The sequence below is a fragment of the Streptomyces sp. NPDC048338 genome, assembly GCF_043201055.1.
Taxonomy (GTDB): domain Bacteria; phylum Actinomycetota; class Actinomycetes; order Streptomycetales; family Streptomycetaceae; genus Streptomyces.
Genome location: NZ_JBICYQ010000008.1, coordinates 325509 through 339235, shown reverse-complemented (window position 1 = coordinate 339235; position 13727 = coordinate 325509). Strand labels below are relative to the sequence as shown.

Sequence of the window (13727 nt, the reverse complement as noted above, 5' to 3'; positions counted from 1 at the left end):
GGGGAATCATGGGAGTACCGGCCGCCGCACCGAAGGAACCACGGCACATGCGGTCCGCTGCCGACGGAACCTCGGCAGCGGCCTTCGACCCCATCGACCGGCAGATCCTCGACCTCCTGCAGAGCGACGGCCGGATCAAGCTCAGCGAGCTCGGCCGCCGGGTGCGGCTCAGCCCGGCGGCCGTCACCGAACGGGTGCGCCGGCTGGAGGCGTGCGGCGCGATCACCGGCTACGGCGCGCACGTCTCCCCGGCCCGGCTCGGCTACGGCATCCAGGCGTTCATCCGGGTCGACCCGCACGGCGGCTACACCCTGCGCAGCCCGCGGACCCTCGAACTGACCGGCCGGCCCGAGATCCTGGAGGCCCACCACGTGGTGGGCGAGGACTGCTGGTTCCTCAAGGTCGCCGTCACCGACACGCTCCACCTCGAGGAGATCCTGGAGCAGACCTCCGCCCTCGGCCGCACCACGACGTCCATCGTGCTCTCCTCCCCGGTGGAGCGGAAACCGCTGCTGCCGCCCGACGCCCACCGCCCTTGACACCGGCGCGGCCGTCCGGTTCGGATGGAGGCACTCACGTCGCGTGCCGGTCCGCGCTCGAAAGCGGAGGCATGGAGGCACGAGAGCAGTAGGGACGGGCTTTGCCTCTCCAGTCCACCGCACGAACCACCCATCGCTTCCGCGCCCACGCCGGCCCGCCCGGCGACCCCTCCGGGGAACGGGCGCTCCCTCTCCCCGGGGGCGCCCGGCCGGATGCCGCACCCCTCATCCCGTACCGCCCCGTCGAGGCGGATCCCGGCGCGCCGCGCGTCGCGTGCGCCCGCCTCCGCGACGAACCGCCCACGCACGCCGCGTACCCGGAGGGGCCGGCCGTCCCGTCGTCGCGAGCGGTCGGCTGAGGGCGCCGTGCCGTCCCTGCTTGCCTTGACGTCGGCGTCAAGGCTTACGTTCGGAGACATGCGCATCGGCGAACTGGCCGAGCGGGCGGGAACCACCACGCGGACTCTGCGGTACTACGAGTCCCGTGGCCTCCTGGCCGCCCGGCGGACGGAGAACGGCTACCGCACCTACGACGAGGACGACCTGCGCCTGATCCGGCAGATCCGGACCCTGCAGGACTTCGGGTTCGAGCTGGAGGAGACACGGCCGTTCGTCGAGTGCCTGCAGGCGGGACACCCGGCGGGCGACGCCTGCCCGGCGTCGCTCGACGTGTACCGCAGGAAGCTCGCGGAGCTGGACGTGCTCGTCGAGCAGCTCCAGGCGGTGCGCGCACAGGTCGCCGCGCAGCTGCTGCGGGCCGAGGCGGAACTGCCCGGCGGCCCGGAACCCACGTGCGAACTCGGAGGAGGAGGCAGCGATGCGAAGTGAGGGTGTCACCGAGGTGACGGAGTCGGACTTCGACACGGAGGTCCTGGGTGCGGACCGGCCGGTGCTGGTGAAGTTCACCGCGGACTGGTGCGGGCCGTGCCGGCAACTGGGCCCGGTCCTCGGCGCGATCGCCGGCGAGGAGGCGGACCGGCTGAAGATCGTGGAGCTGGACGTGGACCGGAACCCCGGCATCACGGTGCGCTACGGCGTCCTGGCCACGCCGACGCTGATGGTGTTCCGGGCCGGCGAACCGGTGAAGTCGATCGTCGGCGCCCGCCCGAAGCGGCGGCTCCTGCAGGAACTGGACGACGTGCTGACGTCCTGAGCAGCGCCCGGCCGGTCCCCGGGACCCGAGGACCGGCCGTTCCGCAACACGCTTCAGGGGGCGCCTTGCCGGTCTTGCCGGGCTCCCGGCGCCCTGATCGACCAGGCAGCCCTCAGCCCGCCGGCCACAGCTCGGGGCTGCGGGCCGCCACCAGGTCCTCCACCCGGGCCAGGACCTCGCCGGCCGGCCGCGGGTCGAGCCGGCGGCCGTCGCGCAGCCGCAGCGCCACCAGGCCTTCGGCGGCCTCCTTCGGGCCGACGACCGCCTGGTACGGGACGAGGCGGGCCGCCCGGATCCGGGCCCCCAGGGTTCCCCGGCCGGGTTCGGCGACCTCGGCCCGCAGGCCGAGCCGGAGACAGCGCGCGGCGAGCTCCTCGGCCTCCGGCGACTCGGCGTCGGAGACCGGCAGGATCGCCAGCTGGACGGGGGCGAGCCAGGCGGGGAAGGCGCCGCCGTGCCGCTCGACGAGATGGGCGACGGCCCGCTCGATGCTCCCGACGACACTGCGGTGGATCATCACCGGCCGGTGCCGGGCGCCGTCCGCGCCGACGTAGCGCAGGTCGAAGCGTTCAGGCTGGTGGAAGTCGATCTGCACGGTGGACAGGGTGGACTCACGGCCCGCCGCGTCGGCCACCTGGACGTCGATCTTGGGCCCGTAGAAGGCCGCCTCGCCCTCGGCCGCCTCGTAGGGCAGCCCGGAGCGGTCGAGCACCTCGGTCAGCAGGGCGGTCGCCCGCTCCCACGCCTCGGGGGCGGCGACGTACTTCCCGCCGGGGCCCGGCAGGGAGAGCCGGTGGCGGACGGGCTCGATGCCGAGCACCTCGTACGCCCGCCGGATCAGCTCCAGCGCGGCCGCGGCCTCGTCCGCGACCTGGTCGAGGGTGCAGAAGACGTGTGCGTCGTTGAGCTGGATGGCCCGCACGCGGGTCAGCCCGCCGACCACGCCGGACGGTTCGGAGCGGAACATGCCGCCCAGTTCGGCGACGCGCAGGGGGAGTTCGCGGTGGCTGCGGGACCGCGAGCGGTAGACCACCGCGTGGTGCGGGCAGAGGCTGGGCCGCAGGACGACCTGCTCGCCGCCGACTTCCATCGGCGGGAACATGTCGTCGCTGTAGTGCTCCCAGTGCCCCGAGATCTCGTACAGCTCGCGTTTTCCGAGCACCGGCGAGTACACGTGGCGGTACCCGGCCCGCCGCTCGACGTCGCGGACGTACTCCTCCAGGGCGTGCCGGACGACGGCGCCGTCGGGCAGCCAGTACGGCAGCCCGGCTCCGATCAGCGGGTCGGTGTCGAACAGGCCCAGCTCGCGGCCGAGCCGGCGGTGGTCGTGGGGTGCGGGCGCGTTCATGGCGGTCTCCTCTGGATTGCGGGAGGAGCGAGCGCCCGGCGCGTACGACGAAGCCCCGGGGCACTCGCCCCGGGGCTTCGTCGCTGGTCAGCAGTCAGCGCGCCGGGACACTCTCCGGCGTCGTCGTGAGGACGGCAGCGCGCTTCATGGAGGGGACGCTAGCAGCGCCGTGTCCGGGCCGCACGGGATTATGCGGTGCTCGCCGCCCGGTCCCGGCACCAGGTTCCGATCCGTGTGTCCCCGCGCCCGGATCGTCCTCACGGGCGCACAAAAATACCCCGACGGGTAAATTGACAGTCGGGGTATTGCTTCGCGTATATTCTTGGATTCCGTGTCTGCACATAAAGGAAGACGCGGGGAAGTTCAATAAACGCACTGTATCGCGCCGGGAGTCGAATTGTCAACCGAGGAATTTCGGAATGAGCAGGAATTCATCACTCAGCTCTACGCACGACTCGACGACCTGAGGGACCAGGCCGAGGCGGGCGTCGCCCGCGCCCTCGCCACCCCCGGCGAGGGCAGTGCCCAGGCGCGCCTCGAACGGGACGTCACGGTCGCCGAGCAGTCCGGGCTCCTCGCCGCCTTCGACGCGGGGGAGACCGGGCTCTGTTTCGGGCGACTGGTCTTCCAGGACGGGCGGGACCACCACATCGGGCGCATCGGCATCCGGGAGGACGACCCGAACCGCACCCCCCTGGTCGTCGACTGGCGAGCCGACGTCGCCCGCCCGTTCTACCTCGCCACCGGCCACGAGCCGATGGGGCTCAGCCGCCGCCGCCACATCACGACCCGGGGACGCGAGGTCACCGCCCTCCACGACGAGGTCCTGGACCTCGCCGACCGCACCCGCACCGGCCACGAGAACCGGGACGCCGACGAGGTGCTGCTCGCCGCGCTCGACGCCGCCCGCACCGGACGCATGCACGACATCGTGCAGACCATCCAGGCCGAGCAGGACCGACTCATCCGCTCCCCGCACCGCGGCATCCTCGTCGTCGAGGGCGGCCCCGGCACCGGCAAGACCGCCGTCGCCCTGCACCGCGCCGCGTACCTCCTCTACGCGCACCGCGAGCAGCTCGCCAAGCGCGCCGTGCTGATCGTCGGCCCCAACCCCGCCTTCCTCGGCTACATCGGCAACGTCCTGCCGTCCCTCGGCGAGACCGGCGTCCTGCTCGCCACACCGGGCGAGCTGTACCCGGGTGTCCGCGCCACCGGCACGGACACCCCCCGCGCCGCCGCGGTCAAGGGCGCCGCCACGATGGCCGACGCGCTGGCCGCCGCCGTACGGGACCGCCAGCAGGTCCCCGAGCGGGGCGAGCCGCTGATCGTCCCGCACGACGACGGCGACCTCGTCATCGACTGGGACATGGCCCTCGAAGCCCGTCACAAGGCGCGCGAGACCCGCCTGCCGCACAACCTCGCCCGGCCCTACTTCGTGTTCCGGATCCTCGACGCGCTGGCGGAGCAGCTCGCCGACCGCATCGGCGCCGACCCCTACGGCGGCCCCAACTTCCTCGGCCCCGACGACATCGCCCTGCTCGCCAAGGGCGTCGCCGCCAATCCCGAGGTGCACGCCGCCGTCGACACCCTCTGGCCGGCGCTCACCCCCGAGGCGTTCCTCGCCGACTACCTCGCCGAGCCGACCCACCTGCCCGAGGAGGACGCCGCCGCGGTCCGCCGCCCGTCCGGCCCGTGGACCCCCGCCGACGTGCCCCTGCTCGACGAGGCCGCCGAACTCCTCGGCGAGGACGACTCGGCCGCCCGCGCGGCCGAGGAGGCCGAACGCCAGAAGCAGATCCAGTACGCGCAGGGCGTCCTCGACGTCTCCTACGCCTCCCGCACCTACGAGTTCGAGGACAAGGAGGAGCAGGACAAGGACGCCTCCGAGGTCCTGTCCGCGCACGACATCATCGACGCCGAGCGCTTCGCCGAACGCCACGAGGAGGCCGACCACCGCAGCGCCGCCGAACGCGCCGCCGCCGACCGCACCTGGGCCTTCGGACACATCATCGTCGACGAGGCGCAGGAACTGTCCGCGATGGCCTGGCGGTTGCTGATGCGCCGCACCCCGACCCGCTCCATGACCCTGGTCGGCGACCCGGCCCAGACCGGGGACGCGGCGGGTGTCGGCTCGTGGGAGGACATCCTCTCCCCGTACGTGGCGGACCGCTGGGAACTCGTCCGGCTCGGCGTCAACTACCGCACCCCGGCCGAGATCATGGCCGTCGCCACCGCGGTCCGGCGCGAGGCCGACCCCGGGTTCGAGCCGCCCCGCTCGGTCCGTTCCACCGGCGTCGAGCCCTGGGAGCGGACCGTGGAGGACCCGGTGAAGGAGACCGCCGACGCGGTCGCGGTGGAACTGCGTGCCGAGGGGCGCCTGGCCGTCGTCGCGCCGCCCGCCCTGCACCCCGCGCTGACGGCCGCGCTGCCGGAGGCCGCGTACGGGCCGGCGCCTGACCTGACCCGCCCGGTGGTGCTGCTCGACCCCCGGCAGGCCAAGGGCCTGGAGTTCGACACGGTCCTGGTCGTCGATCCCGACACCATCCGGGCCGCCGCCCCGCACGGCGTCAACGACCTGTACGTGGCGCTCACCCGCGCCACCCAGCGGCTCGGCGTCATCCGCCGCGCGGACGCCGCGACGCCCGCCTGAGGTCTGTCCGGAGGGGCCCCGCCCCTGGGCGGGGCCCCCGTGCGGTCAGGCGGGCCGCAGCCAGACCGTCGCCAGCGGCGGCAGCGTCATCCGGACGCTCGCCGAACGGCCGTGGAAGGGCACCGACTCGGTCTTCACCGGGTCCGGGTTCCCCACCCCGCCGCCGCCGTACCGCGTCTCGTCCGTGTTCAGGACCTCCGCCCAGGCGGCCACGGACTCGGGCACCCCCAGCCGGTAGTCGTGGCGCACCACCGGCGAGAAGTTGCAGACCGCGAGCAGCGGCGCCCCCTCGGCGTCGTGGCGCAGGAAGGCGAAGACGTTGTCCTCGGCGGCGTCGCCCGCGACCCACGCGAACCCCTCCGGCGAGGTGTCCCGCTCCCACAGGGCCGGGGTCCGCCCGTACACGGTGTTCAGCTCGCGCACGAGATCGCGCACGCCGCGGTGGTCCGCCTCCGCGCCGTACGAGGGGTCCAGCAGCCACCAGTCCGGGCCGTGGTCCACCGACCACTCCGCTCCCTGCGCGAACTCCTGACCCATGTAGAGCAGTTGCTTGCCCGGGTGGGCCCACATGAAGCCGAGGTAGGCGCGGTGGTTGGCACGCTGCTGCCACCAGTCACCGGGCATCTTGGAGACCAGGGCCTGCTTGCCGTGCACGACCTCGTCGTGCGAGATCGGCAGGATGTAGTTCTCGCTGTACGCGTACACCATCGAGAACGTCATCTCGTGGTGGTGGTACTTGCGGTGCACCGGCTCCTTGGACACGTACCCCAGCGAGTCGTGCATCCAGCCCATGTTCCACTTCATGCCGAAGCCCAGGCCGCCGAAGCCGCCCGGACCGACCTGGTCGGTCGCCCGGGTCACCCCGTCCCAGGCCGTCGACTCCTCGGCGAAGGTGATGATCCCCGGGCAGCGCCGGTACACCGTGGCGTTCATCTCCTGGAGGAACGCGACCGCGTCCAGGTTCTCCCGGCCTCCGAACTCGTTCGGCAGCCACTCCCCGTGCTCGCGCGAGTAGTCGAGGTAGAGCATCGACGCGACGGCGTCCACCCGCAGCCCGTCGATGTGGAACTCCTCGCACCAGTACACCGCGTTGGCGACCAGGAAGTTCCGCACCTCCTTGCGGCCGTAGTCGAACTCCAGCGTTCCCCAGTCGGGGTGCGCCGAGCGCCGCGGGTCCTCGTGCTCGTACAGCGGGCGTCCGTCGAACTCGGCGAGCGCCCAGTCGTCGCGCGGGAAGTGCGCCGGGACCCAGTCCATCAGGACCCCGATCCCCGCCCGGTGCAGCGCGTCGACCAGGAACCGGAAGTCGTCGGGCGTGCCCATCCGGGCCGTCGGCGCGTAGAAGCCGGTCACCTGGTAGCCCCACGAGCCGCCGAACGGGTGCTCGGTGACGGGCATGAGCTCGACGTGGGTGAAGCCGAGGTCGCTGACGTACGCGGGCAGCTGCTCGGCCAGCTGCCGGTACGTCAGACCGGGCCGCCAGGAGGCCAGGTGCACCTCGTAGACGGACAGCGGGGCCTCGTGGTGCGGCCGGGCACCGCGGCTCGCCATCCACTCGGCGTCGTCCCAGGCGTAGGCCGAGTCGGTCACGATCGAGGCCGTGTTCGGCGGGCACTCGGTCCGGCGGGCCATCGGGTCGGCGCGGACCGTGTGGGAGCCGTCGGGACGCGTGATGTCGTACTTGTAGACCGCGCCCACGGCGATACCGGGCACGAACAGCTCCCACACCCCGGTGGAGCCCAGCGAGCGCATCGGCAGGCCGGTGCCGTCCCAGTGGACGAAGTCGCCGGTGACCCGCACGCCGCGGGCGTTCGGGGCCCAGACGGTGAAGCGGGTGCCGGTCACGCCCTGGTGCGTCATCGGCCGGGCGCCGAGCGCCTTCCACAGCTCCTCGTGCCGGCCCTCGCCGATCAGGTGCAGGTCGAGCTCGCCGAGGGAGGGCAGGAAGCGGTACGGGTCCTGGACCGCGAGCTCGTCCCCGTCGTAGCGCACCCGCAGCTCGTACGCGGGGACCTTGCGCAGCAGCGGCAGGACCCCGGAGAAGAAGCCGTCCCCGTCGTCGTGCAGCACGGTCCGCCGGCCCTTCGCGAGGACCGCGACCTCACGGGCGAACGGGCGCAGCACCCGGACCACGACGCCGCCGCGGACGGGGTGGGCGCCGAGCACGCCGTGCGGGTCGTGGTGCTCGCCCGCGAGCAGCCGGGCACGGTCGCCCGCGTCGAGCGGCGGCGCCGGCCGCGCGACCGTCCGGTCCGGCTCGGCCTCCGCCCGTGGCGCGGGCGTCCGGGCGGCCGCCTTCTTCGCCGGGGGCACCTCGTCGGTCGTCGTTCGGGCCGTCTTGCGTGCGGATCGGGCGGTCACGGGTATGCCTCCAGCAGCGGAATCGGAAGGATGGGGTGAGGGAGATGCGGCGGTTCCCACGCAACCGCAACGGCGGCCGCGCCGCACAGGACACTCCGCCGAATGGGCATCGCGTCCCGGTCCGGGCCCCGGTCCGCCCGGCGCCGCGCCGTGCGGTGCGCCGAACGGGGGATCCTCGGGGGCGGCGCGGACCGGCCGGGGGAGGGAACCGGCCGCGGGGTGCGGGGCCGTCCCGCCCGGCCGGGCGGCACGGTCGGGAGGTGACGCGGGTGCGCCGTCACTCCGCCCCCGCCAGACGATGGATGGCGGCCATCGGCACCGGCAGCCAGTCCGGCCGGTTGCGGGCCTCGTAGAGGACCTCGTAGACCGCCTTGTCCGTCTCGTAGGCGCGCAGCAGCGCCGGATCCGCGCGGGGGTCGGTCCCGGAGGCGGCCGCGTAGCCCGCGCAGTACGCGTCCCGGCAGCGGGCCGCCCAGTCCGCGTTCCACGGCCGGTGGGTGCGGGCCGCGTAGTCGAAGGAGCGGAGCATGCCCGCGACGTCCCGGACCGCGGGCTGCGGGCGGCAGCGCTCGGTGAGCGGCTTCGCGGGCTCCCCCTCGAAGTCGATCACCGCCCAGCCGCCGTCCGCGGACCGCAGCGTCTGCCCCAGGTGGAGGTCGCCGTGGATCCGCTGGAGCTGCCCGGCCCCGACCGTGCCGCCGGCCGCCGCGAAGACGGCCCGGAGCCCCGGGACGTACGGCAGCAGCGCCGGCACCGCCTGGGCGGCGGAGGCCAGGCGCTGGTCCATCTCCCGGGCCAGGTGCTCGGTCTCGGTCCGACGCAGCCGCTCGGTGGGCAGCGCGGTCGCCAGGGCGAGGTGCACCTCGGCCGTGGCCCGGCCGAGCGCGTGCGCCTCCTCGGTGAACTCGCGCTCCTCGGCCAGCGCGTCCAGCGCCAGCCGCCAGCCGTCGCGGGAGTCCCGCAGGTACGGCTGGAGCACCCCGAGCGTGCTGGCGCCCGACTCGAACCAGGCGACCGGCTCGGGCACCCGCTCGCAGCCCGCCCGGGCCAGCGCGAGCGGCAGCTCCAGGTCGGGGTTGGCGCCGGGACTGACCCGGCGGAAGATCTTCAGGATGTACGAGTCGCCGTACACCAGGGAGGAGTTGGACTGCTCCGCGTCCAGCACCCGGGGGGCCGGCGAGGCGGGCAGGGCGGCGGTGCCGCAGAAGCGCAGCGGACCGATCCGGCCCGGGGTGCGCAGTCGTTCGTAGAGCAGTCCGGCGAGCCGCGGGTCGCGCAGCCCTTCGTAGACGGCCCGGCCGGCCAGGGGCCCCTGCCGGATCCGCCCGATCAGGGCGGGGGCCAGGCGTGGCGGCAGTTGGGTCCTGACACCGAGCAGCAGTTGATAGCAGTCGGCGGGTTGACCGGCCGGGCGTCCGGGCTGTTCGACCCGTAGCAGCAGGTGCAGTAGACCGGGTCCCGCGCCGTCCAGCGGCAGCAGCTCGGTGGCCGCTTCCAAGGTGAATCCGGTGACCCGGCGGCCCTTGCCCGCGAACCAGCGCTGCCGTGGCAGCCATTCATGGAGCAGGGGAGCGAGTGACGGAAGGAGGGCGGCCGGGGCCCGGGTGGTGGATGCGGTCTCCGGCATGGCATCGCGTCCTTTCCCCGGGGGGCGCACGTGGGAGTTCAAATGCGCAGAGTGTCCCGGATTGCAGCATGAACTGTCCGGCTGTGCGGGACGTGTCGGGTGGGGAAGATCCGTATGGGCCCGACAAGAAGGCCCGTATGGACCTGAATCGACCGTGTGTGGGACACAGTGCCCAGGGTGGCGCGGGGGAAACCCGCCCCACCCCGGTCAGTTGACGGTCGGTGATCAGCCGATCGCGCGGCGGCTCTTCTTCAGGCGGAACCAGTAGAAGCCGTGACCTGCGAGAGTGAGCAGATACGGCCACTGGCCGATGGGCGGGAAGCGCACCTGGCCGATCAGTTCGACCGGATGCATTCCCTCGAACTGGCGGAGATCGAGCTCCGTCGGCTGCGCGAACCGCGAGAAGTTGTTCACGCACAGGACCAGATCGGCGTCCATCCCCTCCTCGGGGGCGGACTCCCGCAGGAAGGCGAGCACGGCCGGATTGGACGAGGGCAGCTCCGTGTAGGAGCCGAGCCCGAAGGCCCGGTTCTGCTTACGGATCTCGATCATCCGCTTCGTCCAGTGCAGCAGCGAGGACGGCGAGGCCATCCCCGACTCCACGTTGGTGACCTGGTAGCCGTGGACCGGATCCATGATGGCCGGCAGGGTCAGCCGGCCCGGGTCGCAGGACGAGAAGCCTGCGTTCCGGTCGGGTGTCCACTGCATCGGGGTGCGCACCCCGTCGCGGTCGCCGAGCCAGATGTTGTCGCCCATCCCGATCTCGTCGCCGTAGTACAGCACCGGCGAACCGGGGAGCGAGAACAGCAGCGCGGTGAACAGCTCCATCTGCTTGCGGTCGTTGTCGAGCAGGGGTGCCAGCCTCCGGCGGATGCCGATGTTGGCCCGCATCCGGGGGTCCTTGGCGTACTCCGCGTACATGTAGTCGCGCTCTTCGTCCGTGACCATCTCGAGCGTCAGCTCGTCGTGGTTGCGCAGGAAGATGCCCCACTGGCAGCCGTCCGGGATCGCCGGGGTCTTGGCCAGGATCTCGGAGACCGGGGTACGGGACTCGCGCCGCACGGCCATGAAGATGCGCGGCATCACGGGGAAGTGGAACGCCATGTGGCACTCGTCGCCGCCCGCGGTGAAGTCGCCGAAGTAGTCGACGACGTCCTCCGGCCACTGGTTCGCCTCGGCGAGCAGCACCGTGTCGGGGTAGTGGTCGTCGATCTCCTTGCGGACCCGCTTGAGGAAGCCGTGGGTCGCCGGGAGGTTCTCGCAGTTGGTGCCCTCCTGCTGGTACAGGTACGGGACCGCGTCCAGCCGGAAGCCGTCGATCCCGAGGTCCAGCCAGAACTTCAGCGCGGACAGGATCTCCTCCTGCACGGCCGGGTTCTCGTAGTTGAGGTCCGGCTGGTGCGAGAAGAAGCGGTGCCAGTAGTACTGCTTGCGCACCGGGTCGAAGGTCCAGTTCGACGTCTCGGTGTCGACGAAGATGATCCGGGCGTCCTGGTACTGCTTGTCGTCGTCGGCCCAGACGTAGTAGTCGCCGTAGGGCCCGTCCGGGTCGGAACGGGACTCCTGGAACCACGGGTGCTGGTCGCTGGTGTGGTTCATGACGAAGTCGATGATGACGCGCATGCCGCGCTGGTGCGCCGCGTCCACGAACTCCACGAAGTCGGCCAGGTCGCCGAACTCGGGCAGCACCGACGTGTAGTCGGAGACGTCGTAGCCGCCGTCCCGGAGCGGGGACTTGAAGAACGGCGGCAGCCAGAGGCAGTCCACCCCCAGCCACTGGAGGTAGTCCAGCTTGGACGTGATGCCCTTGAGATCGCCGACGCCGTCGCCGTTGCTGTCCTGGAAGGAACGGACGAGGACCTCGTAGAACACCGCCCGCTTGAACCAGTCGGGATCACGGTCCTTGGCGGGGGTGTCCTCGAAGGTGTCGGGGACGGGCTCGTTGACAGTCATGAGATGGGTGACCCTCCGGTCTGCGGGGACGGTCGCAGGACGAGGACGTGCGCGGGCGTGACACCCGGCTCGAGGCGCACATAGCTGGCCCTGCCCCAGTGATAGGTCTCGCCGGTGAGCTCGTCGCGCACCGGTACGGTCTCGTGCCAGTCGAGGCCGAGTTCCGGCATGTTCAACGAGACCGTGGCCTCCTGGGTGTGGTGAGGGTCGAGATTTGCGACCACCAGAACCGTGTTCGAGCCCGAGCGCTTGCTGTACGCGATCACCGCGTCGTTGTCGGTGGCGTGGAAGTGCAGGCCGCGCAGCCGGCGCAGGGCCGGGTGCCGGCGCCTGACCCGGTTCAGCGTCGTGATCAGCGGGGCGATCGACGCCCCCGACCGCTCCGCCGACTCCCAGTCACGGGGCCGCAGTTGGTACTTCTCCGAATCCAGGTACTCCTCGCTGCCGTCCCGCAGCGCGGTGTTCTCGCACAGCTCGTAGCCGGCGTAGACGCCCCAGGTGGGCGAGAGGGTCGCGGCGAGCACCGCACGCACCTCGAAGGCCGGCCGGCCGCCGCCCTGGAGGTAGGCGTGCAGGATGTCGGGGGTGTTCACGAAGAGGTTGGGCCGCATGTGCGCGGCCGCGTCCCCGGACAGCTCGGTGAGGTACTCCGTCAGCTCCTGCTTGGTGTTGCGCCAGGTGAAGTACGTGTAGGACTGCTGGAAGCCGACCGCGCCGAGCGTGCGCATCATCGCCGGCCGGGTGAACGCCTCGGCCAGGAAGATCACGTCCGGGTCCGCCCGGTTGATCTCGCCGATGACCCGCTCCCAGAACACCACCGGCTTGGTGTGCGGGTTGTCGACGCGGAAGATCCGGACGCCGTGGTCCATCCAGTGCCGCAGGACCCGCACGGTCTCGGCGACGATCCCGTCCATGTCGTCGCTGGCCGCGTCGAAGTCGATGGGGTAGATGTCCTGGTACTTCTTCGGCGGGTTCTCGGCGTACGCGATCGAGCCGTCCGGGCGATGGCGGAACCATTCCGGGTGCTTCTCCACCCACGGGTGGTCGGGCGAGCACTGGAGCGCGAAGTCCAGCGCGATCTCCAGCCGCAGTTCGCGGGCCCGGGCCACGAAGGCGTCGAAGTCCTCGATCGTGCCCAGGTCCGGGTGGACCGCGTCGTGGCCGCCCTCCGGCGAACCGATCGCCCACGGCACGCCGACGTCCTGGGGGCTCGCGGAGAGCGAGTTGTTGGGGCCCTTGCGATGGGTGGTGCCGATCGGGTGGATGGGCGGCAGGTAGACGACGTCGAAGCCCATCGCCGCGATCGCGGGCAGCCGTTCGGCCGCGGTGCGGAACGTCCCCGGAACGGTCCGGCCCCGGACCTTCTTCACGCCCTCCGAGCGCGGGAAGAACTCGTACCAACTGCCGAACAGCGCCCGCTCGCGCTCCACCTGGACCGGCAACGCGGGCGAGGCGCTGAGCAGTTCGCGCAGCGGGTGACGGTCGAGCGTCCCGGTCACGCGCGGGGCGAGCGCGGCGGCCAGGCGGGCCGCGGCGGGCCGGGACCCGTCGCGCAGCGCGTCGGCCGCGGCGAGCACGGCCTCCCGTCCGCCGCCCTTCTTGGGGACGCCCTTGGCGGCGCGCTCGTGGAGCTCCGCGCCCTCGGAGAGGACCAGTTCGGTGTCGATCCCGGCCGGAATCTTGATCTTCGCGTGGTGGCGCCAGGTCGCGAGCGGATCGCTCCACGCCTCGACGGTGTACGTCCACGGGCCCTCGGCGTCCGGCGTGACCTCGGCGCCCCACCGGTCGGTGCCGGGCGCGAGCTCGCGCATCGGGGTCCAGGGTCCGGGGCGGCCCGAGGGGCCGCGCAGGACGACGTTGGCGGCGACGGCGTCGTGGCCCTCGCGGAAGACGGTGGCCGACACTTCGAAGGTCTCTCCGACCACCGCCTTCGCGGGCCGGCGACCGCAGTCGACCAGCGGGCGGACGTCCAGTACGGGAATACGTCCCATGAGCGGATTCACAGCATCACCTGAGGGGTTACGGGGGTGCGGGTGGTTGTGCGCTCTTTGTAGCTCCGTGGACGGCTGGCGGGTTGCGGGCATGGCCGCTCCTGT

The 13727-nt window shown here is 72.3% G+C and carries 9 protein-coding genes; 4 read left to right on the top strand and 5 right to left on the bottom strand.

The features are described 5' to 3' along the window. The first annotated feature begins 47 nt into the window (after window positions 1-47). The 3 genes from ACGFZF_RS20805 to ACGFZF_RS20795 all read left to right on the top strand — a co-directional run bounded on the left by ACGFZF_RS20805 (window position 48) and on the right by ACGFZF_RS20795 (window position 1692). On the top strand, window positions 48-539 hold the full coding sequence (locus ACGFZF_RS20805) for an Lrp/AsnC family transcriptional regulator (RefSeq protein WP_393556087.1): 492 nt from the start codon (window positions 48-50) through the stop codon (window positions 537-539). A 417-nt stretch (window positions 540-956) separates the two neighbouring features. Continuing rightward, a complete protein-coding gene (locus ACGFZF_RS20800; protein WP_393556085.1) occupies window positions 957-1367 on the top strand; it encodes a MerR family transcriptional regulator in 411 nt (136 codons plus the stop codon). Continuing rightward, window positions 1357-1692 carry a thioredoxin family protein gene (locus ACGFZF_RS20795; protein WP_393556083.1) on the top strand — a complete coding sequence of 112 codons (336 nt, stop codon included), beginning with the start codon at window positions 1357-1359 and terminating at the stop codon, window positions 1690-1692. The genes ACGFZF_RS20800 and ACGFZF_RS20795 overlap by 11 nt, the downstream gene beginning before the upstream one ends. Before the next feature lie 112 nt (window positions 1693-1804). Here the strand turns inward: ACGFZF_RS20795 and thrS are convergent, their stop codons facing one another. Further along, on the bottom strand, window positions 1805-3040 hold the full coding sequence (thrS, locus tag ACGFZF_RS20790; protein ID WP_393556081.1) for a threonine--tRNA ligase: 1236 nt from the start codon (window positions 3038-3040) through the stop codon (window positions 1805-1807). Between the two features lie 397 nt (window positions 3041-3437). Between thrS and ACGFZF_RS20785 the strand changes: the two genes are divergently transcribed. Then, window positions 3438-5690 (top strand): HelD family protein, encoded by a 2253-nt coding sequence (locus ACGFZF_RS20785; RefSeq protein WP_393556079.1) that lies wholly within the window; start codon window positions 3438-3440, stop codon window positions 5688-5690. A gap of 45 nt (window positions 5691-5735) precedes the next feature. Here ACGFZF_RS20785 and glgB read toward each other — a convergent pair whose 3' ends face one another. The 4 genes from glgB to ACGFZF_RS20765 all read right to left on the bottom strand — a co-directional run bounded on the left by glgB (window position 5736) and on the right by ACGFZF_RS20765 (window position 13622). Next, the gene (gene glgB, locus ACGFZF_RS20780; RefSeq protein WP_393556077.1) at window positions 5736-8051 is read right to left on the bottom strand and encodes a 1,4-alpha-glucan branching enzyme; all 2316 of its coding nucleotides are present in this window, start codon (window positions 8049-8051) and stop codon (window positions 5736-5738) included. A gap of 277 nt (window positions 8052-8328) precedes the next feature. Then, the gene (locus ACGFZF_RS20775) at window positions 8329-9678 is read right to left on the bottom strand and encodes a maltokinase (RefSeq protein WP_393556075.1); all 1350 of its coding nucleotides are present in this window, start codon (window positions 9676-9678) and stop codon (window positions 8329-8331) included. A gap of 225 nt (window positions 9679-9903) precedes the next feature. Further along, the gene (gene treS / locus ACGFZF_RS20770) at window positions 9904-11631 is read right to left on the bottom strand and encodes a maltose alpha-D-glucosyltransferase (protein ID WP_356608595.1); all 1728 of its coding nucleotides are present in this window, start codon (window positions 11629-11631) and stop codon (window positions 9904-9906) included. Beyond that, entirely contained in the window at window positions 11628-13622 is a 1995-nt protein-coding gene (locus ACGFZF_RS20765; protein WP_393556073.1) for an alpha-1,4-glucan--maltose-1-phosphate maltosyltransferase, read from the bottom strand. Before ACGFZF_RS20765 ends, treS begins: the two co-directional genes overlap by 4 nt. Window positions 13623-13727: the final 105 nt, after the last annotated feature.